Source organism: Nocardia sp. NPDC004604 (assembly GCF_040609795.1).
Lineage (GTDB): Bacteria > Actinomycetota > Actinomycetes > Mycobacteriales > Mycobacteriaceae > Nocardia.
This window is the reverse complement of record NZ_JBEXLC010000050.1, coordinates 20889-47084: the sequence shown is the minus strand read 5'-3', so window position 1 is coordinate 47084 and position 26196 is coordinate 20889. Positions and strand designations below refer to the sequence as shown.

The following is a 26196-nucleotide window of genomic DNA, read 5'->3' as shown; positions in this document are numbered from 1 at the left end:
AGATGCTTGCTATTGTTAGCGGCAGCACTGGATCTCGAAGTTGCGGTCCACACCACCCCCGGTCCCGGTGGGCGGACTGCGGAAGGCGTTGTCGAATGTCTCTATCTCTGCCTGCGTTGAATGACTCCGTTCGGAAGGCGGGCGATCTCGCCCAGGGCGTGAATGTCATGGTCAAGCGGCGGCTGTTCAATCCGCTGCGGCCCGATCATGCGGTCCGGTCCGCATTCAACGTGCTGAAGTTCGGCCCGTTCGCCGGTGTCGTCATGCATGCGGCACAGACCAGGCCGGAGGCAGCCGCCATTGTCGACGAACGCGGCGAGGTGAGCTTCGGGCAGCTCAATGAGCAGTCGAGCGCGCTCGCGCGTGGTCTCGAGGCGCAGGGTCTCGAGCCCGGCGACGTGGTCGCCCTGCTGGCCCGCGATCACCGTGGCATGGTGCTGAGCCTGCTCGCGACCGGCAAACTCGGCGTCCGCACCGTGCTGATGAATACCGGCTTCGCCAAACCGCAGTTCGCCGATGTGGCCGAGCGCGAGCACGTCAAGGCCGTACTGCACGACAGCGAATTCCTCGATCTGATGAGCGCGATTCCCGCCGAGATCCCGCGCGTGCTCACCTGGGTCGACGAGAAGGACAATGTTGATCCGTCGGTGCCGACCATCGAATCGCTGATCGCGGGCCGCTCGACCGAACCGGTGCCCGCGCCCGCGAAGCCGGGTGGCATGGTCATCCTGACCAGCGGCACCACCGGCACTCCTAAGGGCGCACCGCGCGATCGGGTCAGCCCGTTCGCCTCGGCCCAGTTCGTCGACCGGGTGCCGCTGCCGAATAACGGCACCATGATCATGGCCGCGCCGATCTTCCACGGCACCGGCCTATCGCAGTTCACCCTCGGTCTGGCGCTCGGCAATCGGGTGATCTTCCAGCAGCGCCGGTTCGATCCGGAGCGCACGCTCGCGAATATCACCGAATACAAGGCGGATTCGCTGGTCGTGGTCCCGACCATGCTGCAGCGCATCCTCGATCTCGGCGACGCGGTGCTGGCCAAGTACGACCCGAGCAGCATCAAGGTGATCTTCGCGGCGGGCTCGGCGATCGCGCCCGATGTCGTGACCCGCACCCTCGACTACTTCGGCGACAGCCTCTACAACCTGTACGGCTCCACCGAATGCGCGGTGATGACCGTCGCGACCCCGGAGGATCTGCGCAAGGCCCCGACCACCGCGGGCAAGGCGCCGGTCGGCATCCGGATCGTGCTGCTCGATGAGAACCGCAAGCCGATCACCGAGCCCAATGTGACCGGCACCATCTTCGTGGACAACGGTTTCGCCTTCACCGGCTACACCGACGGCCGCACCAAGGAGATCGTGGACGGCATGATGTCCAGCGGTGACGTCGGACATTTCGATACCGATGGCCTGCTCTACATCGACGGCCGCGACGATGACATGATCGTCTCCGGCGGCGAGAACGTCTTCCCGCTCGAGGTGGAGAACCTCATCGCGGGCCGCGACGATATCTTCGAGGCGGCCGTGGTCGGCGTGGACGATCGCGAATTCGGAAAGCGGTTGCGCGCCTTCGTCGTTCCCGGTCCGGACGCCAAGCGCGACGCGCAGGAAATCAAGGATTACGTCAAGGCGAATCTGGCGCGCTACAAGGTGCCGCGCGAGGTGATCTTCCTGGATGAACTGCCGCGCAATGCAACCGGCAAGCTGCTGCGCAAGCCGCTGATCGAAATGGAAATCGACGCAAGCTGATTCGAACTCGGGGCCGCACACCTTCGATTTCCCGGCCGCGGAATTCGTTCGGATATCCGAAGGTGTGCGGCTTTTGTATTTCTTCCACCTGGAAACTCGATGCACCCATGAATTTCGGCGGTCGACCGGGGCAGCAATCGACTGGTAATTCGTCAGCTATCATCAGCGCGTGAGTATCGAGTTCGGCCCGGCCGCTGCGGGGCAACGCAGCGCCGTCGCGCGAGTGCGCGGCGCATGTGCCGGTTCGATCTCCGGAGCCATATCCGTTGCCGCACATGGGTGGGCGTCCGGCGGTATGGCGCCGAGCGGTACCACCCTGGCACTGCTCGCTGCCGCCGCGGCCGTCGTCGGCGCGCTCGTCGCCGGTATCGCATCGCTGCGCCATAGCTCGATCGGGCTGGTCGTCGTGCTGGCCATCGGTCAACTGCACGGCCACCTCACCATGGGGTGGAGCTCGGGGCATATGCATCACGGCGACGTCCAGCTCAGCCCCGGGATGTTGGCCGCGCACATTGTCGCGGCCATAGTCGCGGCAATGGTGATCCGAGGCGCGGAAGCCGCGTATCGGATCGGCTGTGCGGTGCTGTCCCAAGTGCTGCCGATGCGCTATCGCCCGCCCGCGATTCCGGGGCCGGTGCCACTGCGCCTGACCCATCGCGATCGCGTCATTCTGCGGATCTTCGCCGCGGACTCACTGCGCACGCGCGGCCCGCCGCTGGTGTTCGGTTACTGATTCTCCTTTACCCGGTGCACGGGCTCCGCTCGTGCGTCGCCGTCACCCGCGCACATCCTCTTCCGCGGACGAGATTTCACATCACCGTGTGACATCGATTCCGTGACTCACGGGTGCCCCGATCAGCTCTGCCGTCGATCGCACCCGGTTGTTGCGCAGCGCTCTTCGCGCCCGGCGAAACGCCGGGATCCGCTGTCCGTCATGAATTCCGCGTATCGCCGCGATTAAGGCGTTCGGTGGATTCCGACGGCGCTTGTCGACGACGGACGATTCCGGGTGCTTTCCGAACTCCAGAAACGAATCACCATGACAATTACGGACATCAGCCCACCGGATGCCGAATCATCTGATCCGGCAGCGAAAACAACTAATCGGCCGCGCAATGGCCTCTATCCCCTGGCCATGCGGCTGCATTTCTACGCTGGCGTATTCATCGCACCGTTCATCCTCATCGCCGCGGTCACCGGAGCGCTCTACGCGATCTCCCCGACCCTGGAATCGATAACCTCGCACGATCTGTTGAAGGTCGAGCCGAACGGCGCGATGCGGCCGCTGTCCGAACAGGTCACCGCGGCAGTCGCCACCCAGCCGACGCTGAAGCTGGTCGCGGTGGCTCCGGCACCCGAGGCCGACGACACCACTCGTGTGCTGTTCGATGACCCGTCACTCGGTGAGTCCGAACGACGCGCTGTCTTCGTGAATCCCTATGCCGCGCAGCCGGTCGGCACCGATGTGGTCTACGGCAGTTCGGGTGCGCTTCCGCTGCGCACCTGGATCGATAGGCTGCACCGGGATCTGCACCTCGGTGAGCCGGGACGCATCTACAGCGAACTCGCCGCCTCCTGGCTGTGGGTTGTCGCGCTGGCCGGTCTGGTGCTGTGGATCCGCCGGGTCCGCGGCCGCCGCAACCGGAACTCGGCGGCCTGGCTGCTGGCACCGGACGGCGCCCAGCAGGGGCGCGGCCGGTCGATGAATTGGCATGGCGCCGTTGGAGTTTGGATCATGCCGGTGATCCTGCTGCTCTCGGCGACCGGTATGACCTGGTCGACCTATGCGGGCGAGAACATCACCGAACTGCGCCAGCAGCTCAGCTGGACCACCCCTGCGGTGAGCACCGCGCTGCCGGGCGCGACTGCCACCGAACACGCCGGGGGCGATCACCACGGTGGTGGCGACCACGCGCCCGCGGCGGTCGATACGCCGACGCGGATCGCGCAACTCGACGCGGTGTACGCGGCGGCGCGCGCCAATGGCATTACCCAGGGTGCGGAGATCAGCATTCCGGCTAAGCCCGGCGTGGCATTCGCGGTGAAGGAACGGCGCATGCCCGGCACCTATACCGTCGACGCGGTCGCCGTCGACGGCGCGACCGGCACGGTCACCAGCACATTGCCCTACGCCGACTGGCCGCTGATGGCCCAACTCACCAACTGGGGCATCCAGTTCCACATGGGCCTGATGTTCGGGCTGCTCAACCAGTTGCTGCTGCTGGTGGTGATGATCGGGCTGATCGCCGTGCTCGTGCTCGGCTACCTGATGTGGTGGAAGCGACGGCCGACCCGCGGTTCGTCGCGCTTGGCCATCGGGCGCGCACCCCGGCGCGGCGCATTGCGCCGGACCTCGTCGTGGCTGGCGCTGCCCATTGTGGCGGCCGCGCTGGTCGTCGGCTGGTTCGTCCCACTGGTCGGGTTGAGCCTGCTTGCCTTCCTCGCCGTCGATGTCATCGTCGGCCTGATCGCACGCGGCCGCGCCACGGCATAGCTGAATACCGCCGGGGCGTGAGGGGCTCCGGCAGTTACCAATTCGACCTACCGGACGTCAGAGGTACGGCCGTTGTATCGGCGGCGGCGCCGTCGGCTGCGTGCTCGGCGGTATCGCCGGTACGACGGTCGCCTCGGCCACCATCGTCGGCCTATTCGGTCGTTCATTCCGGCCGCCGCCGTCGGCTGCGTCGGCGGCATTGTCGCGATCGGCGCGCTCGGTGTGCTCGCGGGTCAGATCCTGGTGACCGCACCGGTCGCGATCGGTGCGGCGATCCAGTACTTCACCACGCTCGGCCAGTCCTTCAACGCACCGGCGAAGTAGCCTGCGGCACAACGAAAGACAGTGCCCCGGCCGATAACGATCGGGCGGGGCACTCGCTCGAGGCACGCTGGCGGCGACCGCGGAAGGTGCGTCCGAAACGCGATGGGATACCCCTGTGGCGACCGGCGATCCACCCCGCGCGCTGCGCGATCGGCTCATTCCACCGCGGCCTTGGCCTGCGGCCAGATGCGGGCCAGGTCGATCAGGTGCGCGAGCTCGGTGTCGAAATCGTGCGCGATCACGGGCAATGGCGGTGGAACTCCGGTGCCGGCGGGCGGTAGGCCCGCCTTTCTGGCCTGCGCCGCCCGCATCAGCCGATGGGCATAATCGGCAATCGCCCGGTTCGATTCGGGCTCTCGCACGGTATTGCGTTGCGTTGCATCGGATTCGGCCGGGAGGTAAGCACCCAGGTGGAGCATTGCGTCGCGGATCTCCACAGTCATCCGCAGTAGACGGGTGGCTGGATCCGAGCCGTGTCGCGCGTCGACGGGCATGACGATCTCCGGGACCGCCGCAGTGAGATCACGCCACAGCGGCAATAGCCGACGGCAGGTTCGGGTGGCGCGATCCATACCCGCTCGCAGCATCAGCTCCGCGACCAGTGGTACCGCGAGCAGCGTCGAACCTAACGCGACGAACAGGGTGAATGCAGCCGGGACCAGCGACAGTGGTGGTCCGTCGGGCCATCCGGTGGTCAGCTGGGAAAGCGAGAGTGCCTGCGCGCCCCAGATAACAGCAATGCTGCCGATCATGCCGAAAGACACGATCCGAGCCGCGCGCGGCGTATCGATATCGCGGAGTGCGCCGAGGCAGCCGCGAGCGAACACGAACGTGTTGTAGGTGAGTGGTACGGCGAAGGCGCAACCGATGCCCAGTCCATCCCACGCACGGCGCAGGTCGACGGTGCGTCCCGAGTATCTGACCGATGCCGCGGTCAGGACTATCGAGACCGTTGCGACCAGGGCGACGAGACCGCCGTTGCGCTGGTTGCGCCATACGGTCTCCGGCACGGAATCGGCGCTGATGAGCCGACCGATGCTGTACAGGTACGTGGTGGTCATGAGAACGCAGCCCAAGGCAAGCTGATTCGCCGGGTCATCGATGGTCGGCGTCGATGCGCACCGGTACATCAGCAGGGCCACGATGCACCACAGGCCCATGTGGATTACGAGTCGGCCCATGCGGTTGTCGAACCGATCGACATCAGTGCCACGGACGAGCCACAGCCAACCCGACAGCCCAACCGCGAGGTAGCCGATCACCGCCCAGGCCACGACTCCCGGCATCGGCGACGACATCGATGCACCCTTTCGGTCCGGCGGAACTCATGCCCGTCGGAGGATACTGCCGCCTCGACGACTCCTAGAACCCAAGACAATTGGGCGGGGGCATTCGCTCGAGGCACGCTGCCGCTAGCGACGACCACGGCCTTGTCCCGTGTGCTACAGGGCAATCCGGAGGCGACCCGTATCTTTGCCGACTCAGCGATGGGTGTATGCATCGACGACCCGTCTTACCTTGTCCAGCGCTTCGCGCAGGGTGTCCAGATTTGTCGAGCCGAGAGCCAGCCGGAGCGCGTGTGGCACGTGCGCGGACGTGGCGAACGGTTCCGCCGTGGACACCAGGACGTGTTCGCTCATCAGCGCGGTTGCTATTTGGTCGGCCCGTACGTCCTCGGGCAGCGGGAGCCAGAGGAAATACGACGACGCATGGCTGACCTGAGGAAGCCCCGCCAGCGCGTCGCGGGCGATCGACTGTCTGATCCTCGCATCATCGCGCTTTTGCGTCTCCAGCCTGGCGACGGTGCCGTCGTCGAGCCACCGGCACGCGATCGCTGTCATCACCGCAGGGGTGTTCCAGGTGGTGGCGCGGATCGCGCGCTCGATGGCGGGCACCAATGTGGTTGGAGCAGTGACGAATCCGAAGCGCAGGCCGGTCGCGACGTTCTTGGAGAGCCCGGAAACGTTGACGGTCCTTTCCGGTGCGAGCGCCGCCAGTGGGGGTGGTGGCTGCTCGGCCAGGAAGGCGTACGCGGCGTCCTCGATGATGAGCAGTTCGTATCGGCGCGCGATCTCGACCAGCTGCTCACGGTGGTATTCCCCGGTGACCCATCCCAACGGGTTGTGCAGCGTCGGCATTGTGTAGACGGCACGGACCCGCCGCGTCGCGCAGAGCTGTTCGAGCGCGTCGAGATCGGGCGCGTCGCCCGCCGCGGGAAGCGGTGCCAGTTCCAAGTGGAGCGCATGGGCGAGCACCTTGAAGCCCGGATAGGTCAGGGCATCGACGGCTACGACGTCACCGGGCCGCAGCATCGCCATGGCGGTGACGGTCAATCCATGCTGAGCGCCATTGACGATCAGCACCTGATCGGCGCCGACCGCTGATCCATTCCGTCGCAGATGGCGGGCTACGGTGGCCCGCTCATCGGGTCGGCCGCCATGGGGCTGGTAGCGCAACAGGGCCTCGAGGTCACCCTGGGACGCCAGCTGACGCAAAGCCTGCCGCAGCATATCGGCCTGACCAGGTAGTGCGGGGTAGTTGAAGTTGAGATCCACCACGTCAGCCGCAGCCGCCTGTAGGTCGATGCCATGGCTGGGCGGCAGCGCGATCTCACGAACAAAGGTGCCTCGGCCGGGTTCCCCACTCACCAGCCCCATGGCTTCGAGCTCGGCATAGACCCGCGACGCGGTTACCAACGCCAGCCCTTCCCTGGCCGCGAGTTGGCGATGGGTCGGGAGCCGCGTCCCGGATGGCAACCGCCCCGCCCGGATATCGGACGCCAACGCGTCCACGATGCCTTTGTATCTCGAGACCGCCACGCCCTGATTGTATGCATGACAATTTCTTGATTGTATTGGATCACGGCCGTACGGTGCCCGGTAGCGACCGGGAAAGGCAACCGACATGCATATCGCCATCCTCACCTTCGAGGGCTACAACGAACTCGACTCGCTCATCGCGCTCGGCGTTCTCAATCGAGTCAAGAAGACCGACTGGCGGGTATCGATCGCCAGTCCTACCCGGCGAGTCCGTTCGATGAACGGTGTGGTCATCGAGTCGACGGCCACCCTGGAGGAAGCCGGCGCCGCGGACGCGGTCATCGTGGGCAGCGGGATGCAGACCCGCGAAGTTGTCGCCGACCAGGAACTGATGGCACGGTTGCGACTCGCCCCGTCTCGGCAACTGCTGGCCGGACAATGTTCCGGGACGTTGGTGCTGGCCAAGCTCGGACTACTCGACGGTGTACCGGCCTGCACCGATCTGACGACCAAACCGTGGGTCCAGGCAGCCGGAGTCGATGTGCTCGAGCAGCCCTTCTTCGCCAAGGGCAACCTCGCCACCGCGGGCGGCTGCCTCGCATCGCACTACCTCGCGGCCTGGATGATCGCCCGCCTGGAAAGTGTCGAAGCGGCCGAAAGCGCTCTGCACTACGTCGCTCCGGTCGGCGAGAAGGAAGACTACGTGGCACGCGCGATGGGCAATATCAGCCCATACCTGACCAGCGAACCGGCTCGATGACCGGCTCCTGCGCGGGATCTCGAATGTTCCGACCTAACACTCCAAGGTCACCGATCCGCGCCGGTCAGGGCTCGGGTGGCGAATCCGCCTCGGCGGCAGGCGCAGCGGTCTCGGTCGGCACGGACACCGGCCGCAACAGCACCCAGACCAGGAAGGCGAGGGCCACCGCACCCATGCCGACACCGGCCCAGACGTTCACATTCACACCACCGGTCTTGGCCTCCTCGGCGGCGGTATTGTGCACCAGCCCCGTCACGATCAAGATGACGGCATAACTGCCGAGCAGTGCGCCGACAATGGTCCGGATATCGAAAAGCATCGGCTGGCCTCCTTATCCGACAATGATATTGAGGGCGATGACCAGGACCAGGGCAATGCCCGCGAGCAGCACCGGACGCTGATACCAGGGCAGGCTGGCCTCGTCCGGATCGTGGCGCAATTGTTTGGGCGTCTCCGAATAGACGAGCCCGACGAGTTCGGCATCCGGTTTCGATGCCGTCACCTGGGTGACCGCGACGCTGACGGCGATATCCACGACGAAGGCGACACCGGCCGCGACGAAACTCGACCCCTGGCCCGACATTTCGAAGACATCGGTCTTGTGCAGGATGAAAACCACAATGGCCGAGAGGGTTCCGAAGACCAGCCCCATCCAACCCGCCGTCGGTGTCATCCGCTTCCAGAACATACCCAGAATGAAGGTCGCGAACAATGGCGCGTTGAAGAAGCTGAACAGTGTCTGCAGGTAGTCCATCATATTGCTGAAATTGGCCGCGATGAAGGCGGTTCCGATGGCCGCGACGGTCGCGCCTACCGTGGCCAGCCGCCCCACCGTCAGGTAGTAGCCGTCCGGTCGATCCCGGCGCACATACTGCTGCCAGAGGTCATAGCTGAACACCGTATTGAATGCGGAGACATTGGCGGCCATCCCGGCCATGAACGCCGCGAGCAATCCGGCGAGCCCGACGCCGAGCAGCCCGTTCGGCAGCACATCCTTCATCAGATACAGCAGCGCCTGGTTATAGGTGACATCACCGGAGAAATTCGGATCGGCCGTCACCGCCGCCTTGTACTCGCGCATCTGCGGCACCAGCACCGCGCTGATCATGCCGGGAATCACCACGATCAATGGAATGAACATCTTCGGATACGCGCCGATGATCGGGGTGCGCCGCGCGGCGGAAATGGAATGCGTCGCCAGGGCGCGCTGCACCTCGACGAAGTTGGTGGTCCAGTATCCGAACGAGAGCACGAATCCGAGTCCGAACACAATGCCGACTACGGAGAGGAAGCTATTGGAGAAGCCACTGAGCGCGGTGCCCGGCCAGGACTCCAACTGTTCGGCGCCGCCCGGTGATGCGGTCACCTTGTCCCGCAGCCCCTCCCAGCCACCCGCCTTGTGCAGGCCGACCAGGGTCAGCGGCAGCAGCGCGGCAACGATGACGAAGAACTGCAGCACCTCGTTGTAGATCGCCGCGGACAGTCCACCGAGGGTGATGTAGGAGAGCACGATCGCCGCCGCGACGATCACCGACACCCACAGCGGCCAGCCGAGCAGCACATTCAGGATGGAGCCGAGCAGGTACAGATTCACTCCGGCAATGAGCACCTGCGCGATCGCGAAGCTCAACGCATTGACCAGATGTGCGCCGGTGCCGAAGCGCCGCCGCATGAACTCCGGCACGCTGCGCACCTTGGAGCCGTAGTAGAACGGCATCATCACCACACCGAGGAACAGCATGGCGGGCACCGCGCCGATCCAGAAGTAGTGGAAGGTCGGGAAGCCGTATTCGGCGCCATTGGCCGACATGCCCATGATCTCGACCGCGCCGAGATTGGCGGAGATGAAGGCCAGTCCGGTCACCCAGGCGGGCAGCGATCGGCCGGAGAGGAAGAAGTCGATACTCGACGAGACCCGCCGCCTGGCCAGCAGACCGATGCCGAGTACGAAGAGGAAATACAGCGCGACCAGCACATAGTCCACCGGCTGCGCATCCAGGCGCAGCGTCGACGAGGCCTGTACCGAGACGGTATCCGGCGCTGCTATGAAAACGGTCGAATCGGCAAGCGGCACAGCGTCGTCCCTCCAGGTATTAAACCGGGCGTCGAGCCAGTCGTGCGTTCTACTGTGCGTGATTGTGCCTCACCCACGCGGCACATTCACGCACAAAGGTCGGATGTATCGCCCGATCGGCTGCTCAGTCGACGCGGTGGGCGCCAGCGCCCGGCAGCACCACGAAGGTGCGCGGTGCGTCGAAGCCCGATTGCACGAACCGGTTTCGCACCGCTTCGGCGACCGTCGCGGTGTCATTGCGATCGGTGAGCGCGATGACACTGCCGCCGAACCCGCCGCCGACCATGCGTGCACCGTGCGCCCCGGTGTCCAGCGCCGCGGCGACAGCCGTGTCCAGAGCCGGTGTGGACACGGCGAAATCATCGCGCAGGGATGCGTGCGCCGCGGTGAGTATCGGGCCGATCTCGCGCGGATCCACACCGGCCCGCAACTTCTTGGCAACTGTCAGCACTCGCGCATTCTCGGTGACAACGTGTCGAGCCCGCTGACGCAGGACCGGATCGGCGATCCGATCGAGCGCCACGATCGAATCGACATCGCGCAGTGCGGATACGCCGAGTTCGATGGCCGCCGCCTCGCACTCGGCGCGCCGGGTGGCGTAACCCCCGTCGACCAACTCGTGCGGTTGCCCGGTATCGATCACGAGTAGTTCCAATCCGAACCGGTTCAGGTCGAACGGGATCTGTTCGTATCCACCGCCACGGCTCGCCGCACTGCGAAAGTCACGGACGTCGAGGAAGAGCGCGTGTCCCGCCCGGCACAGTATGGAGGCGGACTGATCGAGCACGCCCGTCGGCACTCCCACGTAGTCGTTCTCGGCGGCGCGCGCGAGATCGATCAACTCCCGATCGGTGACGCTGGGCGCGAACAGATCTCGCAGGGCAACCGCCACCGCACACGACAACGCGGCCGAGGAGGATAGGCCAGCGCCGATCGGCACCGCGCCGTCGAGTTCGAGATCGACCCCGTCGACCGGATACCCGTGCCGTACGAATTCGGACACAACGCCCAGCGGATACCGCGCCCACGGCGGCAGCCGATCCCGTTCCGCGCCAAGGTCACCCGGCTCGACAAGCACCACCTGACCGGGGCGCTGCCGCGACGCCACCCGCGCAAGTCCGTCTCGGCGGACCTCGGCCACACACTCGACTACCAGCGGTAATGCGATGGGCAGCACGAAGCCGTCGTTGTAATCGGTGTGCTCACCGATGATATTGACCCGCCCGGGCGCCACCCACTTCGGCACGAATTCCTCACTTCGGTCTATCGGCCAGTGCCCACGCCTGCCATCCCAGCAACCACCGGAACCACACCCTACGAGACACGCCGCGCGAGCACGGTCTTCGGTCGGCGCGGATGCGCGATCGATCTTCTTGACGCACAGTCGAATTTGACGCAATACCGGCCTGCAAAATCGGCCGACGGTTTCGGGAGGGCATTATGATTCACACGACCCCACGCAGCGGCCTACTCGGGCTGCAGTGGATCGATCGACTACTCCCGCCTATGGGCAGGCCGGATCGCGACGATCAGCGTGACTCCGGAGCTCCACTGACGATCGAGATCGGCGCGGCGACCGGGGCGGGCCCGACGGCTATGTCGGCCTTCGATGCGGCACTGCGTGACCTGGGAGTAGGTGATGCCAACTTGATTCGCCTGTCATCGGTCATTCCGCCGCGCGCCACCTTGGCCCGCACGGGTCGGGTCCGCAAGCCGATCCCCTGGGGAGATCGGCTCTACTGTGTCTACGCCGCGCAGCATGCGCACGCGGCGGGTGAGCGGGCCAGCGCCGGTATCGGCTGGGTACTGCGCGACGACGGTTCCGGCGCCGGACTTTTCGTCGAACACGAGGCCGAAACCGCCGCGGAGGTGGCGCGACTGATCCGATCCAGTCTGACCGATATGACCCGCAACCGGCCCGAGCGGTTCGGCCCGATTCAGCTGTGCACCACCGAGGCCCGCTCCGATGGCACGCCGACCTGCGCGCTGGTACTGGCCGCGTACCACACCACCCCGTGGGGGCAGCGATGACGGCGGCAGCGCGCAGCGATTCGACGCGGGTTGGCGGTCGAACGACGGGTGGGCTGCACGTCACTATCGAATCGCGCATTCCGGACGACCGGATCGAAATGTTCCACCGGCTCTACGAGGAGGCCTTCGGCCCGTTGCGGACCAAGGCCATTGCCAGACAGGTCCTGCACCGTTCCGAATTCCACGAGGAGATGGTCGATCCGCGGGTCGCCAAACATGTCGCGCGCACCGCGACCGGCGAACCCATCGGGGTGACCACGCTGACCAAACATCTCGAGACCGTGCCGTGGATCAGCCCGGAGTACTTCACCACCCGCTATCCCGAGTACGCGGCGCGCAATGCGATCTACTACGCCGGTTTCACCCTTGTTGCGCCAAGTGCACGACAAGGCGCCGCGTTCCATGCCATGATCAAATCAGTTGTCCAGGTACTGGTGGCCGAGCGCGCCGCGGTCGGTTGGGACATCTGCTCGTACAACAACACTCGTTTTTCCTTCGCCGACAGCATTCGAGCGGTGCTCGATGAGCAACAGGCGAACGTCGAAGTCGCGGTGGAGGATTCACAGACCTACTACGCGGCGCGGTTCACTGGGGATGGAGCGACCTAGGGGGGCTGATGACAGTCAGCGAAGAGCAGTCGATGACCGCCCGCCACCGTCTCGAAATGTGGTGGAGCACAGTACTTCTCGCCGGTATCGCGATCGGGCTCGCGGTACTGCTCCTGGTCGATCGGCAGCCCCTGTCGCTGCTGACCATGGCCGCCGTGGTGATCGGCGCGCTCACCATGATCGGCATCGGCCTGTGGCGGCACCGACCAGAGCGGCCGCTGCCCTGGTATCTGCTCTCGGCCTCGGCCGTGCTGTTCGCCACGGGCACGGCCACCCGGGAGATCGACGATCACGCGATGCACCCGATCGACGATCTGTTCACTCTCGCAGGCTATTTCGGCATCGGCGTGGCCGCGACGCTGTGGCTGCGCCCGCGCCAGGTCCGGGCCAACTACGACCTGCTGCTCGACTCCGCGCTCATCGGGCTCGGTGCCCTGCTGGCCTCGTGGACCTTTCTGATCTCACCGATCCTGCAATCGCACGACACCACGATGAACACCCTGGTTGCCGCGACCTATCCGGTACTGGACGCATTGCTGCTGACCCTCGTCGCGCATTCAATGGCGACCGCGACCCGGTCGGAGACCTCGCTGCGCCTACTGCACGTCGGCCTGATCGCGGTGCTCATCGGCGATCTCGGCTACAGCCTCGATACCGTCGGCAGCGCACCCGTCGGACACGAGATACTGCCGGCGCCACTGCTGCTCGCCTACCTGATCGTCGGTGTCGCGGCACTGCATCCGACCATGGCGACCCTCGGTGCGCCCCGGCGCATCCACCCACATCACTCGCGGCAGCGGGCCAGTTTCATCGCGGTCGCGTTGATCGTGGCCTCGCTGGTTCCGGTGGTCGGCTCGAGCCTGGACACCCTGGATCGGGCGGTGGTCTCCTCGCTGTGCGCACTGCTGCTCATCGGTGTGCTGGTACGCAGCGAACGCGCCATCGTGCGCAGTGCGCGCAGTGAACGGCGCGCGCAGTACCAGGCCGATCACGATATGCTCACCGGATTGCTCAACCGGTCCGCCCTGCTGCGCGCGCTGAATCGCAACCGCGAGTACTGGATCGAGCAGCCATTGTGTCTGCTGTTCATCGATCTCGACGGCTTCAAGATGGTCAATGACAGCTATGGCCATGCGGTCGGCGATGAGCTGATCGCGAATGCGGCATCCCGGATCCGGCGCGTCATACGGCACGACGATGTGGTGGCCCGCTACGGCGGCGACGAATTCGTGGTGCTCGCGTCGCTCGAGCGGCAGGAGGCGGCCATGCTCGCGGAACGACTACTCGGCGCCTTCGTTCGGCCGTTCGAGCTGAGCGCGGGCGAAATCCCTATCACCGCGAGTGTCGGACTGGCCTGCGGCAGCCCGCACAGCTCCGAGGACACCATCTACGACCTCATCCGGTATGCGGATTCGGCGATGTACCACGCGAAGGAGTACTCGCTCGGCTACGCATTCCATGACGATCTGCGCCACGGTACGGACACGCGCCATGGCAGCGACACCCGCCACGGCACCGCCGACTCGGGACGCCGGATCTGGCGCCCGAGCGGCAGGTCGCACAATGCCAGCGGGACGTCGGCCAGCACCGCGGTTTGATCAGCCCGGCACCGCGGTCCGGTCAGCCCGGCACCGCGGTCCGGTCAGCCCAGCACCGCGGTCCGATCAGCCCAGCACCGCGGTCCGATCAGCCCAGCACCGCGGTCCGGTCAACCCGGCACCGCGGTCCGGTCAGCCAGTACCGCCAGTTGCTCCGGCCAGTACCGCGGTCTAGTCCGACAACTCCTCGAGCAGCCGCTTCGCTTCGGCTAACTCCGTCTGTAACTGCTGCACCTTGGACTCCTGCACCACGCGGGCCGCCTCCAGGATTCCGGCCACCACCTCGGCCACCTCCGGATGCAGCACCTTGGCCGCCTGCGCCACCGCCGAGCTGGTCACCGGCAGCCCGCGCACGGACTTCTTCTTACCGCTGACCACATCGACCGACCATTCGCCGTCCGCGGTTCCGGTAAGCGTCACCGTGACCTCGGGCGCCTTCGGCTTGGCGCGGGCGGCGGTCGCCTTGGCGGCGGGCTTCGCGGCACCCGTGGCGGCGGCAGGTTTGGCCGGTTCGGCAGCGGGGGCAACGGGTTTCGGCGCGGCCGGGGTCGGGCTCGGCGCCGGGCTCGGTGGAGTGGCGATACTCGTCGTCAAGGTCGACGGCTGGGTCACAGTGGATTCCTTCCTGGTTGTCGACTTCGGCTGGGCAGGACTAGCGGGCGCCGCCTTATCCCGCGGCGGCTTGGTCAACGTGACTTCGGTCGGAGAAAAGGACAGTACATCCTTCGATCCGGTCGGCTTGACCCGCAGGAAGTCGCTTTCGGATCGATCACCGATCTCGACCACCTTGCCGGACCGTCCCTCCGGCACGCCAACCGCGGCCGCGGTGAACCACACCATCGGCGGGCGACCGCCAGCGATGTCCGTGGCGATCTGCTGAATTTCAGTGTCCGACAACGGCTGTGGTTTCGTTCTTGGGGACGGCATTGTGCACTCCGAGCGGTATTCGTGGATGGCTGCGTGCACAGATGATGCCGCACGCCACCGACAGATACACAGGCCGCCACCGAATCCGCCCAGGAGCAGGCAAGATTCCGAACTTCAGCAAATGATTAGCTATCAGCGCGGCGGGGCGCCCGCTCGGGATAGCCGGATCCGCTCCTACGTCGTGGGCGCCTGCAGAGCGGGGAACCAGATTTCGGCGAGGACCTCGGCGGCCCGGTCGGCGGTAACGTCGATGGTGCCCTGCATGGCCCAGCGGGTGAAGAAGCGTTCCAGTTGGGCGACAAGCAGTTCCACGCGCAACCGGGCCTCGTCCTGCCGGTCGGCGGGCCAACGGGCGAGGTAGGAGGTCATGGCATTGGGCAGGGCGAGGATGCCCTGCCGGGCGAGTTCGCGGAACTCCGGTTCCAGCGCAGTGGCCTCGTCCCAGGCGGGCAGCAGATCCTTGTATTCCTGGAACCAGGCGATAGCCCGGGCCACCCAGTCCACGAACTCCGCGCGCGAGCCGGTATCGAGCACCCGGTCCAGATCCTCGTAGAAGTGCAGCGCGGTCGGCGCGGTGCCTTGTTCGGCAATGGCCCGCAGCAACTCCTGCTTACTAGCGAAGTGTAAGTAGAAGGTGGCGCGGCTGCAGCCGACGGCAGCGGTGATGTCGTCCACCCGGACCGCCGCATAGCCCCGCTCGGCGAACAGCGCTTTCGCGCCATCCAGCAATTTCGCGCGGGTCTGCAACTTCTGCTCATCGCGCAGACTCAGCGGGTTCGACTTGGTCGGCATGGGGTGCGGCCACCTCGGGTCGGTCGTCGGAGAAGTCCGAGAACGCGGGCTTCGCTAGACATCATGTCATTCACTAGACACCAAGTCTAGCCAGTGCTACTTTGTTGCCTACGTCACTCCACGGTCGCAGGCGGCTGGCGGATGGTTCGGGCACCGCATCCGGTGCCGCCGATAGGTGACGGCAATCCTTCAGACGAGGACCAGTGAATTGACTCAACGCAATCTGCCCCGGGTATGCGTCATCGGCGCGGGCCCCTCCGGTATCACCGCCGCAAAACGCCTGCAGGACTTCGATATTCCCTTCGATGTCTTCGAGGCCAGTGATGAAGTCGGCGGCAATTGGTACTTCAAGAATCCCAATGGCATGTCGGCCTGCTACCAGTCGCTGCATATCGACACCAGCAAGTTCCGCCTGGCGTTCGAGGATTACCCGGCGCCGGAGGAATGGCCGGATTTCCCGCACCATTCGCAGCTGTTCCAGTACTTCCGCGATTATGTTGAGCATTTCGGCTTCCGCGACAAGATCCTCTTCGATACCAAGGTCACCGCGGCCGAACGGCAGGAAGACGGCCGCTGGCTGGTCACCGCGAGCGACGGTCGCACCCGCGGCTACGACGCACTGATCGTCTGCAACGGCCACCACTGGGATCCGCGCACGCCCGACTATCCCGGCGAATTCGACGGCGTGCTGATACACAGCCATGCCTACAACGATCCGTTCGACCCGGTCGATATGCGCGGCAAGAAGGTCGTGGTGGTCGGCATGGGCAACTCCGGGCTGGATATCGCCTCGGAGCTCTCGCAGCGCTTCATCGCCGAGAAGCTGACCGTCTCGGCCCGGCGCGGAGTGTGGGTGCTGCCGAAATATGTGCACGGCGCGGTCGGTGACAAACAGAGTGTGCCGCCGTGGATTCCGCGCAAGGTCAGCATGAAGCTCAAGCAGCGCTTCGTGCGCAAGTTCCGCGGCGATATGGAGTTCTACGGACTGCCGAAGCCGGATCACAAGCCGTTCGAGGCGCATCCTTCGGCCAGTGAGGAGTTCCTGCATCGCGCCGGATGCGGCGATATCGCCTTCAAACCGGCCATTACCGCGCTGGAGGGTCCGCGGGTGCGCTTCGCCGATGGCAGCACCGAGGAGGTGGATGTGATCGTCTGCGCCACCGGCTATCACATCAGCTTCCCGTTCTTCTCGGATCCGAAACTGGTGCCCGACGAGCAGAATCGCATTCCGCTGTTCAAGCAGATGATGAAGCCGGGTGTGGACAATCTGTTCTATCTCGGCCTGGCTCAACCGCTGCCGACCCTGGTGAATTTCGCCGAACAGCAGTCCAAGTTGGTCGCGGCATATCTGACCGGCAAGTACCTGCCGCCGTCGGAAGCGGAGATGAACGCGGAGATCACCGCGGCCGAGGAGCGCCGCAGCGGGCGGTACTACAACTCGCCCCGGCACACGATCCAGGTCGAATTCGAGCCCTACGTGCGCGATATGAACCGCGAACTGGCCAGGGGCGCAAAGCGCGCCGCCGCCGCTGGCCATGCGCTGCCGGTGCCCGCCCGCGCGTTCGAGAATGCGTGAGGGGGCGCTCATCATGACGACGTCAGGATTCTGCGCTGACGAATTCCACGGTGTGCGAACGGAATTGGCGAACCAGATTGCCTCGGGCGAGGAGCTCGGCGCGGCGATCTGTGTGCTGGTGGACGGCGAACCGGTCGTCGATATCTGGGGCGGACACCGCGATCTCGAACGCACCGTGCCATGGACCGAGGACACCTTGGTCAATGTCTTCTCCATCAGCAAGACCATGACCGCGCTATCCGCGCTGCTGCTGGTCGACCGCGGTGAGCTGGATGTGCAGCAAAAGGTCGCGCACTACTGGCCGGAATTCGCCGCCAACGGCAAGGCCGATATCGAGATCCGCCATCTGCTCGGGCACACCTCCGGTGTCTCCGGCTGGGAACGGCCGATCGAACTGGCCGATATCTACGACACCGAAGCGGCCAGCGCCCGGCTCGCCGCGCAGCCGCCCTGGTGGGAACCGGGCACCGCATCCGGATATCACGCGCTGAACTACGGACATCTGGTCGGCGAGGTGATCCGCCGCATCACCGGCCGCACGCTCGGGCAGATCTTCGCCGAGGAACTGGCGGGACCGCTGGATGCCGACTTCCATATCGGCACCGGCCCCGAACATCACGACCGGATCGCGCCGCTGGTCCCACCGCCGCTGCTGGAATTCGATATGGCGGCGCTCGATCAGGAGAGCATCCTGGTCAAGACGCTCACCAGCCCGTTGCTCGATATTCCGGAGGCCAATAGCGCCGCGTGGCGCACGGCCGAGATCGGCGCGGTGAACGGACACGGCAATGCCCGTTCGGTGGCCCGCGTGCAATCGCTGGTGTCCTGCGGTGGCGAATTGAACGGACGCAGGTTCTTGTCGGAGAAGACCATCGACCTGATCTTCGAACAGCAGTCCGACGGTGCGGATCTGGCGCTGCTGCTGCCGCTGCGCTTCGGACTCGGGTACGGACTCCCCCAACCGCAGACCGCACCGGAGGTCCCCGGCGGCCGGGTCTGCTGGTGGGCCGGATTCGGCGGCGCCATCGTGGTCAACGACCTCGAGCACCGGGTCACCTTCGCCTACACCATGAACAAGATGGCACCGGGACTCATCGGCTCCGATCGCGCGAATGCCTATCTGCGCGAGGTGTTTTCGGTGGTGCGGTCATGATGCGGGCATTGCAGCTCACCGATCCGGGTGTGCTGGAGCTGCGCGAGGTGGCGGTGCCCGAGATCGGGCCGACAGATCTGCTGCTGCGCGTCGGCGCGGCCGGAATCTGCCATTCGGATCTGCACGTGCTGCATATCCCGTTCAAGATGCGCGAGGAACCGCTGACGCTCGGACACGAGGTCGCGGGCACCATCGAAGCGGTCGGCAGCGATGTCCAGGGGCGGGTGGCCGGCGACCGGGGCATCGTCTATCTGTGCTGGTCCTGCGGTGTGTGCCGAGAGTGTGTGAGCGGCAATGAGAATGTCTGTCTGGCCGCCGGTCGGACCGCCATGCCGCCATGTCCCGGACTCGGTCCCGACGGTGGTATGGCGGAGTACATCCGCATCCCCGCAAGCTCTTTCGTACCCATCGGCGACCTGGATTTCCTCCAGGCCGCACCGCTGGCCGACGCGGCTCTGTCGAGCTATCACGCCATCGAGGGCGCACGGGCACAGCTGCGACCGGGTTCGGTCGCGGTGGTCATCGGCATCGGCGGGCTCGGCCACGTCGCGGTGCAGATCCTCACCGCGACCAGCGCGGCACAGGTGATCGCGGTCGATATCAGCGAGGACAAACTCGCCCTCGCCGCCCGCTGCGGCGCGGCCGAGGGGCTGCTCAGCGGCGCCGACACCGCACGCGAAATCCTGGACCGCACCGACGGTCGCGGCGCCGATGCCGTATTCGACTTCGTCGGCGTGGACGCGACCGCGACCCTCGCCGTGGAATCGGTTGCCCCCAATGGCGCATACCGGATGATCGGACTCGGCGGCGGCGCACCGGAGATCACCGCGGGACCGGCGGGTGGACCCGGCTGGCCCTGGGGTGCGTCGGTTCGAAAGTCCTACGGCGGCACCAAATCCGATCTGATCAACTCCATTGCACTGGCCCGATCGGGCAGGCTCACCGTCGAGGTCGAACGCTTCGATCTCGCGGACGGCCGCGAAGCCCTCGACCAGCTCGAACGCGGACTCATCACCGGCCGCGCAGTGCTGGTGCCCTAATGACCCATGAGGAAGTGCCGTTTATGACAAAGCCTTTCGATCCACAGGCAATGGCCGCCCAGGCCGTGGCACGGCTGACCGGGCCGGGTGGTCAGTTCGAGATGACGGTCGAGGATGTCCTCGGCGCACCGATTCCGGTGATCAGGGATCGCGTGCGCGCGTTGGGCGATGTCCTCGCGAATTCGGTGGCGCTGGGCGATCGCGATTACCTGGTGACCGAGGACCGGCGGATGTCCTATGCCGAGCATGCGGCCGCGGTATATGCGCTGGCTCGGGCGTTGCGGGAACGCTACGGCGTCGGAAAGGGCGACCGGATCGGCATTCTCGCGGCCAATACTCCCGAATGGGTGGTGACGTTCTGGGCCGCGCAGGCGCTCGGCGCGATCGCGGTCGGCTACAACGCCTGGTGGATGCCGCGCGAAATCGCCTACGGCCTCGAACACACCGGTCCCGCCGTGCTGATCGTCGATGCGAAACGCGCGGCACAGGTGGCGCAGCTCGATACTCAGGTGCCCGTGCTCACCATGGAGCACGATCTGCCCGCGCTGATCGCCGAATTCGGCGACGGCGAGGTGCCGCACGCGGCGGTGGACGAGGACGATCCCGCGGTCATCCTCTACACCAGCGGCACCAGCGGCCGCCCCAAGGGCGCGGTGCACACCCATCGAAACCTGGTGGCGGTCATCGACTATCACCGGTTCAACGACGCACTCGCCGCCGCCTTCCAGGGCGGTGCCGACGACGGTGGCCCGAAGGGACGTCGCTTCCTGCTCACCTCCCCGCTGTTCCACATCGCCAGCCTGCACAATCTGGTGCTGCCGCGGATGGCGACCGGCGATACCGCCGTCATCTACCAGGGCGCATTCGATGCCGAACGGATACTGCGGCTGATCGAGCGGGAGCGGATCTCCAACTGGGGCGCCATGCCGACGATGGCGAGTCGACTGCTCGAGGTCGAGATGTCGAAGTACGACCTGTCATCGCTGGCCGCCTTCTCGCTCAACTCCGCGCCGTCCTCAGCCGCGCTGCAACAGCAATTGCGCGACCAGCTTCCGGTCGCCAAAACCGCGCTGGTGACCAGCTATGGCATGACCGAATGCAGTACCGCGGCGACCATCGCGGCTCCGGCCGAACTCGCCGCCTTCCCGGATACCGTGGGCCGCCCGGTAATCGGAGTCGAGCTGCAGATCCGCGATGAGCTCGGGGAGCCGGTCGTCGAGGGGGTGGAAGGCGAGATCTGTGTGCGCAGCCCGTATGTCATGCTCGGCTACTGGGCCGACGATGCCGCGACCGCCGCTGCCATCACCGCCGACCGCTGGCTGCGCACCGGCGATATAGGCGTACTCGAACAGGGTCGACTCCGCTTATCCGGGAGGCGTTCGGATCTCATCCTGCGCGGGGGCGAGAACGTCTATCCGACCGAGGTCGAGCAGTGCCTGGACGAACATCCTGCGGTCCGCGAATGCGCCATCGTCGGCCTGCCCGATGACGATCTGGGGCAACAGGTCGCGGCGCTCGTTGTCGTCGAGAGTCTTTCCGCCACAAACGAACAGGAGCTCATCGAGTTCGCGAAGCAGCGCATCGCCTACTACAAGGTCCCCGCGCGCTGGCAGCTCACCACCACACCGTTGACCCGCAATGCGACCGGCAAGGTCGTGCGCGCCGGAATCGCCGAAGCCCTGTCTGCCGACTCGGCCTCGGATCAGCACTGAGATATGAGAAGTCATGTACGACACCATCATTAGCGGCGGACGCTGGTTCGACGGCGCCGCCTCCCCATCGGCCATCCGCCACCTCGGCATTCGCGATGGCGTTATCGCCGTGGTCTCGGCCGAACCGCTCGATGAGACCGACTGCCCGAATGTCATCGATGCCGCCGGGAAGTGGGTGATTCCCGGCATGATCGACATCCACACCCACTACGACGTCGAGGTGCTGCAGAGTCCGGCACTCGCCGAATCCATCCGGCACGGCATCACCACCGTACTGCTCGGTTCGTGCTCGCTGTCCACGGTGCACGTCGGCGCATCCGACGCCGGTGATCTCTTCGGGCGGGTCGAGGCCATCCCGCGCAAACATGTGGTCGCGGCGATGACCGAAACCAAATCCTGGACATCGGCGCGCGAATATGTGGCGGCGTTGGAGGCACTGCCGCTCGGTCCGAATCTCGCCGCGTTCATCGGACATTCCGATATCCGGGCCGCCGAGATGGGACTGGATCGCGCCACCCGCAAGGAGGTCCGCCCCACCGAGGCCGAATTGGCGGCCATGGCCGCGAAACTCGATGAGGCGCTGGACGCGGGCTTCGTCGGCATGTCCTCCCAGCAGCTGTTGTTCGACAAACTCGACGGTGAGGTGTGCCGCTCGCGCACCCTGCCATCGACCTATGCCACCACGCGGGAACGCCGCAGACTCAATGCCATCCTGCGCAGCCGCGGCCGGGCGCTGCAGGGCGGTCCGGATGTGGCGCGGCCGCAGAGTCTGGTCGCGATGGCGGCGAGCAGCCTCGGCATCTTCCGCAAGCCGCTCAAGGTCAGCCTGCTCTCAGCGGCCGATATCAAGGCCATTCCTGCTGTCGCCCAGATGTTTCCGCTGATCGCCCGGGTACTCAACCGGCTGGGCGGCGACTTCCGCTGGCAACATCTGCCGGTGCCGTTCGAGGTGTACTCCGACGGTATCGATCTGCCGGTCTTCGAGGAGTTCGGTTCGGGTGCGGCGGCCCTGCACCTGTCCAACCAACTGGAACAGCGCAGGGAACTGCTGCGCGACGAGGGCTATCGACGCCGGTTCCGCAAGGACTACGACAAGAAGTTCGGGCCGCGGGTCTGGCATCGCGACTTCTTCGATGCCGAAATCGTGGCGTGCCCGGATCAATCGGTACTCGGCAAGACCTTCGGTCAGGTCGGCCTCGATCGCGGTGGACTGCATCCGGTGGACGCGTTCCTGGATCTGGTCGTCGAATACGGCGGCAAAGTGCGTTGGCGGACAACCATTTCCAATCACCGGCCGCAGGTGCTGGACCGGTTCGCGGCCGATCCCGGTGTGCAGCTGGGCTTTTCCGATGCCGGTGCGCACCTGCGCAATATGGCCTTCTACAACTTCGGGCTGCGGTTCCTGCGCCGGGTGCACGACGCCGAGCGCGCGGGCCGACCGTTCCTATCCCTGGAACGGGCCGTGCACCGGATCACCGGCGAACTCGCCGACTGGTACGGCATCGACGCGGGCCATCTGCGCCCGGGTGACCGCGCCGACCTGGTCGTCATCGATCCAGCGCATCTCGACGAGACCGTCGAGGCCTACGCCGAACATCCGGTCGAGGTATTCGACGACCTCCCCCGGATGGTCAACCGCAACGATGCGACCGTGACCGCGGTGCTCGTCGGGGGTGAATACGTCTTCGGCGATGGTGAGGCCGCGCCGGTCCTGGGCACCGAGCGCACGGGTCGGTTCCTCCGGGCGGGCACGACGAAGAGCTGACCAGCCGTACCGACCGGCGATTCGCTGATCGCCGAGGCCTTCTCCGCGGACGTGGTGTCGGATCAGCACTGGGTAAATCTCCCTAAAGGTCACACCTTGGCCGGTAGCAATCGCCAGAGAGGAATACACGGTGAAGGGGCGCTACAGCTTCGTAAGCCCCTGCCCCTTCTTGACCATCTCACCAATTTCAGCCGCCCAACGGACCGCCTCGGGAATCGTCTGGATCATCGGTCCGAAAGAATCCAGCTGGTCCTTCGGAACCCACACGTAATCCGAGTACTCCTCGTTTAGCTCGATCTCGCCGCCTGCATACTCCGCATAGAAGTGCGGCAGGATCATACTGTTGCCGTCCTTCTTCTTGAAGAGAATATTGTACGAGAGGTCTTCGGCGATCAGGATCGTCGCAGCCTGGCCGATTTCCTCTTCCTTCTCGCGGCGGATAGCATCGAGGATAGTACCGTCGGTTGTTTCCATTTTCCCGCCGATGAAGGAATAGACGCCGTCATAGTCAGCCTCACCCTTGCGGCGTGCAAGAAGAATACTATCTGTCGCCGGGTCGATCACTACGAGCTTTTGGCAGTACTGGAAATGAGTGGTGCCCCTCATATTGCTCCTCATCGTGTTAATTGACGCAATTTCCTGGGCTGCGCCTTGCGTGTGCCGTCGACGTAGACGGTCACGCCACTCATATTCGCCCCGTAGCCCGCGCAGTATACTGCACGCACGTCGTCTGCCGTCGAACCGAGTGGTAGGTTGATCGTCTTCGAGACGGCCTCATCGGTGTACCGCTGCAATGCAGACGCCATACCAATATGCCCGGCAGGGCTTATGTCAGACGCGGATGCCAGAATCTCTCTGACCGGTTGCGAATGGGTGGCAGAGTCCGAATAGATAGACTCGCCATAGTTTGCTCGTACGACTCGCTCCAAAGCAGCAAGCACCTCTTCATTTGCCGCGAAGGTATCGAAATGGGGCTCAATACCCGTAGAGGCGTCGATAATCAAGGCGCTCCGGCCGGTTGGCGGAAGCGCGATCGTCGACACGTTGCGCAGCATGCCGGTCACCGCAATATGCCTGGACAGTTTGCACCACTCGTCGGCTGTCACCGTGCCAGAAGTCAGGTGCCCATAAAGCCTCTCGATATGCCCCGGTGTCTCCCGGTGACAGTTTCCAATCACAGTGGTACGCATCGCGCCGAATGGCCCACGCTCCTCGGCAAGACGCACCGAGGCTTCTTTCGACGCGAAGTTGACGAAGGACAGCATATCCTCCATCAAGGTTCGGGCCGTATCAGAATCATAGGGAAGACCTGTGGCGCTGAATGCATCCGCGATGCCGCAGAGGCCAACACCGATCTTGCGTTTCTGCCGTGAGACATGCTGCGCCCGCGTCCCGTCGAGGTTCTTTTGGCTGATCTGGATACTGTTATCCAGAGCGCGCGTCATCAGCCGCGTTGTTTGCGCAAGCCTCGTGAAGTCGATAATCACCCGCCCCGCGGTGTCGGTGGCGACGAACTTCCGGACGTTGATGTAGCCGAATTGGCAGGTCTCGCCAGCAATCAATCCAACCTCGGCGCACGGCGCCGTCGTCGTGTATGCGCCCATTGCGGGAATAGGGTTGCGTGCGTTCATTCGATCGAGGAATACAAGGCCGGGGTCGGCGCAGATGGTTGCAGCGCTACAAATTTCGTCAAAGAGGTGGCGGGGATCAACCTGCCGCTCGTCGTCTAGTTCAATGCCATGCCCTGCCTCGACTGCCTCCATAAATGCACCGTCAATGTTGACGGAAGTATTGAACTTCCAATCGGCTCCGTCCGACGAAGCGTCCACCTTGGCGTTGATGAACTCATAAATCTTTGGATGCCGGACGCTCAGGACCGCCATGTTTCCCACCGGCCGATCTTCTCGCCCATTGTTGGCGCTTTCAAAGGCGACCTGGTTAAGAAACTGGAGCGTAGCGACCGGATCGTCAGTCTCATCGAGATTGAAGCCGGTACCCATGCCTTGCTCATGCAGCTTGATGATCTCTTCTCTGAGTCGCCTTGAACTGACTGGATCAAAATCGACTGTCGGCACGGTGCACGCTGCAAGGGGCCTATTTATGTAACGGCCCGCGTTAGTCATGACAGGCGTACTCATCACAATTTCTTTGCTACAGAGCGCCGTTCCAAATGCCTCGGCAAACTGTGCTCCCGACTTCTGGCCCGAGAACTCCACCTCCTGGCAAGCCAAAGCCTTGGTGACGCGCTGCACCATCGCTGCGGGTGTCTCATCGGCAGCAATTATTCTGCCGGTTCGCAGGACATGTTCAGCCCGAGTTGACGGCACAAAGTGAGACATAGACGGCCCTTTTCGATTGTATGAGCTATTTTTTGAGGTCTATGAAGCCGGACGGCAGCAGCCCAGACGGTGTAACCAGGCCGTCCAGGTAATGTGCTGAATTATCGGTAATTCACTCGTGGGGAACGCCGGTCGGAACATCCCCATGCCAGAGCTGAAGCCTTGCTGCGCTTGCGGCGAATTCTTCGATGCTGGCGACCACTCGGGCTTCGGTAAGGTCGATGCCGAAAGTGTCAGGAGTGGCGCCGGTGAGAGCAGTGATCATCGTCTTCGCTGTCGGCGCAATGGCCTTCTTGTCATCGACCGGCGTCCAGCGATCAAACGCCGGCACATGGACCAGCCACCGGCTGCCGCAGCAGTGCACCTTGACCAAGTACTGGCGCAACGCGATTCACTCCCCTCGCTCCCGTGGTAGAGCAGCTCGGCACCAGGGGTATCCCGCCGCAGTGATGTCCTGAGCAGGTTTTCATCTGGTGCCGAGCGCCTGCTC

Annotated in this window: 22 protein-coding genes and 1 pseudogene; 13 read left to right on the top strand and 10 right to left on the bottom strand. The window is 64.9% G+C overall.

Annotated features, from left to right (window positions below; all coding sequences use genetic code 11):
• Positions 1-95 precede the first annotated feature (95 nt).
• The 4 genes and pseudogenes from ABZW16_RS19595 to ABZW16_RS19580 all read left to right on the top strand — a co-directional run.
• Positions 96-1754: an acyl-CoA synthetase gene (locus ABZW16_RS19595; RefSeq protein WP_354957339.1), complete on the top strand. Its 1659-nt coding sequence runs from the start codon at positions 96-98 to the stop codon at positions 1752-1754.
• A gap of 169 nt (positions 1755-1923) precedes the next feature.
• The gene (locus ABZW16_RS19590) at positions 1924-2487 is read left to right on the top strand and encodes a hypothetical protein (protein WP_354957338.1); all 564 of its coding nucleotides are present in this window, start codon (positions 1924-1926) and stop codon (positions 2485-2487) included.
• Positions 2488-2793: 306 nt separating this feature from the next.
• The gene (locus tag ABZW16_RS19585) at positions 2794-4248 is read left to right on the top strand and encodes a PepSY domain-containing protein (protein WP_354957337.1); all 1455 of its coding nucleotides are present in this window, start codon (positions 2794-2796) and stop codon (positions 4246-4248) included.
• Between the two features lie 79 nt (positions 4249-4327).
• Positions 4328-4572 (top strand): annotated as a pseudogene (locus tag ABZW16_RS19580) (hypothetical protein); the annotation flags it as partial.
• 155 nt (positions 4573-4727) lie between these two features.
• Here the strand turns inward: ABZW16_RS19580 and ABZW16_RS19575 are convergent.
• Both ABZW16_RS19575 and ABZW16_RS19570 read right to left on the bottom strand, forming a co-directional pair.
• Positions 4728-5870, bottom strand: a complete 1143-nt coding sequence (locus ABZW16_RS19575; protein WP_354957336.1) for an MAB_1171c family putative transporter — start codon at positions 5868-5870, stop codon at positions 4728-4730.
• Positions 5871-6053: 183 nt separating this feature from the next.
• Positions 6054-7391 carry a PLP-dependent aminotransferase family protein gene (locus ABZW16_RS19570; RefSeq protein WP_354957335.1) on the bottom strand — a complete coding sequence of 446 codons (1338 nt, stop codon included), beginning with the start codon at positions 7389-7391 and terminating at the stop codon, positions 6054-6056.
• An 85-nt stretch (positions 7392-7476) separates the two neighbouring features.
• On the opposite strand from ABZW16_RS19570, the gene ABZW16_RS19565 reads away from it, so the two are divergent.
• The gene (locus ABZW16_RS19565; protein ID WP_354957334.1) at positions 7477-8091 is read left to right on the top strand and encodes a DJ-1/PfpI family protein; all 615 of its coding nucleotides are present in this window, start codon (positions 7477-7479) and stop codon (positions 8089-8091) included.
• Positions 8092-8155: 64 nt separating this feature from the next.
• On the opposite strand, the gene ABZW16_RS19560 is transcribed toward ABZW16_RS19565, so the two are convergent.
• From ABZW16_RS19560 to galK, 3 genes are all read right to left on the bottom strand, one after another.
• Entirely contained in the window at positions 8156-8410 is a 255-nt protein-coding gene (locus ABZW16_RS19560) for a hypothetical protein (protein WP_354957333.1), read from the bottom strand.
• Between the two features lie 12 nt (positions 8411-8422).
• Complete coding sequence (locus ABZW16_RS19555; protein WP_354957349.1) at positions 8423-10138, bottom strand: sodium:solute symporter family protein; 1716 nt, start codon at positions 10136-10138, stop codon at positions 8423-8425.
• A 151-nt stretch (positions 10139-10289) separates the two neighbouring features.
• The gene (galK, locus tag ABZW16_RS19550; protein WP_354957332.1) at positions 10290-11411 is read right to left on the bottom strand and encodes a galactokinase; all 1122 of its coding nucleotides are present in this window, start codon (positions 11409-11411) and stop codon (positions 10290-10292) included.
• Positions 11412-11605: 194 nt separating this feature from the next.
• On the opposite strand from galK, the gene ABZW16_RS19545 reads away from it, so the two are divergent.
• The 3 genes from ABZW16_RS19545 to ABZW16_RS19535 are packed head-to-tail and all read left to right on the top strand — an operon-like array spanning position 11606 to position 14402.
• Complete coding sequence (locus tag ABZW16_RS19545; protein ID WP_354957331.1) at positions 11606-12196, top strand: pyruvoyl-dependent arginine decarboxylase; 591 nt, start codon at positions 11606-11608, stop codon at positions 12194-12196.
• Complete coding sequence (locus ABZW16_RS19540; protein ID WP_354957330.1) at positions 12193-12804, top strand: hypothetical protein; 612 nt, start codon at positions 12193-12195, stop codon at positions 12802-12804. Before ABZW16_RS19545 ends, ABZW16_RS19540 begins: the two co-directional genes overlap by 4 nt.
• Before the next feature lie 8 nt (positions 12805-12812).
• Complete coding sequence (locus ABZW16_RS19535) at positions 12813-14402, top strand: GGDEF domain-containing protein (protein ID WP_354957329.1); 1590 nt, start codon at positions 12813-12815, stop codon at positions 14400-14402.
• 171 nt (positions 14403-14573) lie between these two features.
• Here the strand turns inward: ABZW16_RS19535 and ABZW16_RS19530 are convergent, their stop codons facing one another.
• Positions 14574-15299, bottom strand: coding sequence for a DUF6319 family protein (locus tag ABZW16_RS19530; protein WP_354957328.1), 726 nt, complete (start codon positions 15297-15299; stop codon positions 14574-14576).
• Positions 15300-15503: 204 nt separating this feature from the next.
• Positions 15504-16121, bottom strand: coding sequence for a helix-turn-helix domain-containing protein (locus tag ABZW16_RS19525; RefSeq protein ID WP_354957327.1), 618 nt, complete (start codon positions 16119-16121; stop codon positions 15504-15506).
• A 208-nt stretch (positions 16122-16329) separates the two neighbouring features.
• Between ABZW16_RS19525 and ABZW16_RS19520 the strand changes: the two genes are divergently transcribed.
• From ABZW16_RS19520 to ABZW16_RS19500, 5 genes are read left to right on the top strand one after another with little or no spacing between them, the layout of a single operon-like run.
• Positions 16330-17697, top strand: a complete 1368-nt coding sequence (locus tag ABZW16_RS19520) for an NAD(P)-binding domain-containing protein (protein WP_354957326.1) — start codon at positions 16330-16332, stop codon at positions 17695-17697.
• A 13-nt stretch (positions 17698-17710) separates the two neighbouring features.
• Positions 17711-18850 carry a serine hydrolase domain-containing protein gene (locus tag ABZW16_RS19515; RefSeq protein WP_354957325.1) on the top strand — a complete coding sequence of 380 codons (1140 nt, stop codon included), beginning with the start codon at positions 17711-17713 and terminating at the stop codon, positions 18848-18850.
• Positions 18850-19890, top strand: coding sequence for an NAD(P)-dependent alcohol dehydrogenase (locus tag ABZW16_RS19510; protein WP_354957348.1), 1041 nt, complete (start codon positions 18850-18852; stop codon positions 19888-19890). Before ABZW16_RS19515 ends, ABZW16_RS19510 begins: the two co-directional genes overlap by 1 nt.
• Before the next feature lie 23 nt (positions 19891-19913).
• Entirely contained in the window at positions 19914-21602 is a 1689-nt protein-coding gene (locus ABZW16_RS19505) for a class I adenylate-forming enzyme family protein (protein WP_354957323.1), read from the top strand.
• Positions 21603-21615: 13 nt separating this feature from the next.
• Positions 21616-23367, top strand: a complete 1752-nt coding sequence (locus tag ABZW16_RS19500; RefSeq protein WP_354957322.1) for an amidohydrolase family protein — start codon at positions 21616-21618, stop codon at positions 23365-23367.
• Positions 23368-23508: 141 nt separating this feature from the next.
• Here the strand turns inward: ABZW16_RS19500 and ABZW16_RS19495 are convergent, their stop codons facing one another.
• The 3 genes from ABZW16_RS19495 to ABZW16_RS19485 form a co-directional block, all read right to left on the bottom strand.
• Positions 23509-23973 carry an NUDIX hydrolase gene (locus tag ABZW16_RS19495; protein ID WP_354957321.1) on the bottom strand — a complete coding sequence of 155 codons (465 nt, stop codon included), beginning with the start codon at positions 23971-23973 and terminating at the stop codon, positions 23509-23511.
• Positions 23974-23981: 8 nt separating this feature from the next.
• Positions 23982-25706 (bottom strand): ribonucleotide reductase N-terminal alpha domain-containing protein, encoded by a 1725-nt coding sequence (locus ABZW16_RS19490; protein ID WP_354957320.1) that lies wholly within the window; start codon positions 25704-25706, stop codon positions 23982-23984.
• 112 nt (positions 25707-25818) lie between these two features.
• The gene (locus ABZW16_RS19485; protein WP_354957319.1) at positions 25819-26091 is read right to left on the bottom strand and encodes a hypothetical protein; all 273 of its coding nucleotides are present in this window, start codon (positions 26089-26091) and stop codon (positions 25819-25821) included.
• Positions 26092-26196 lie beyond the last annotated feature (105 nt).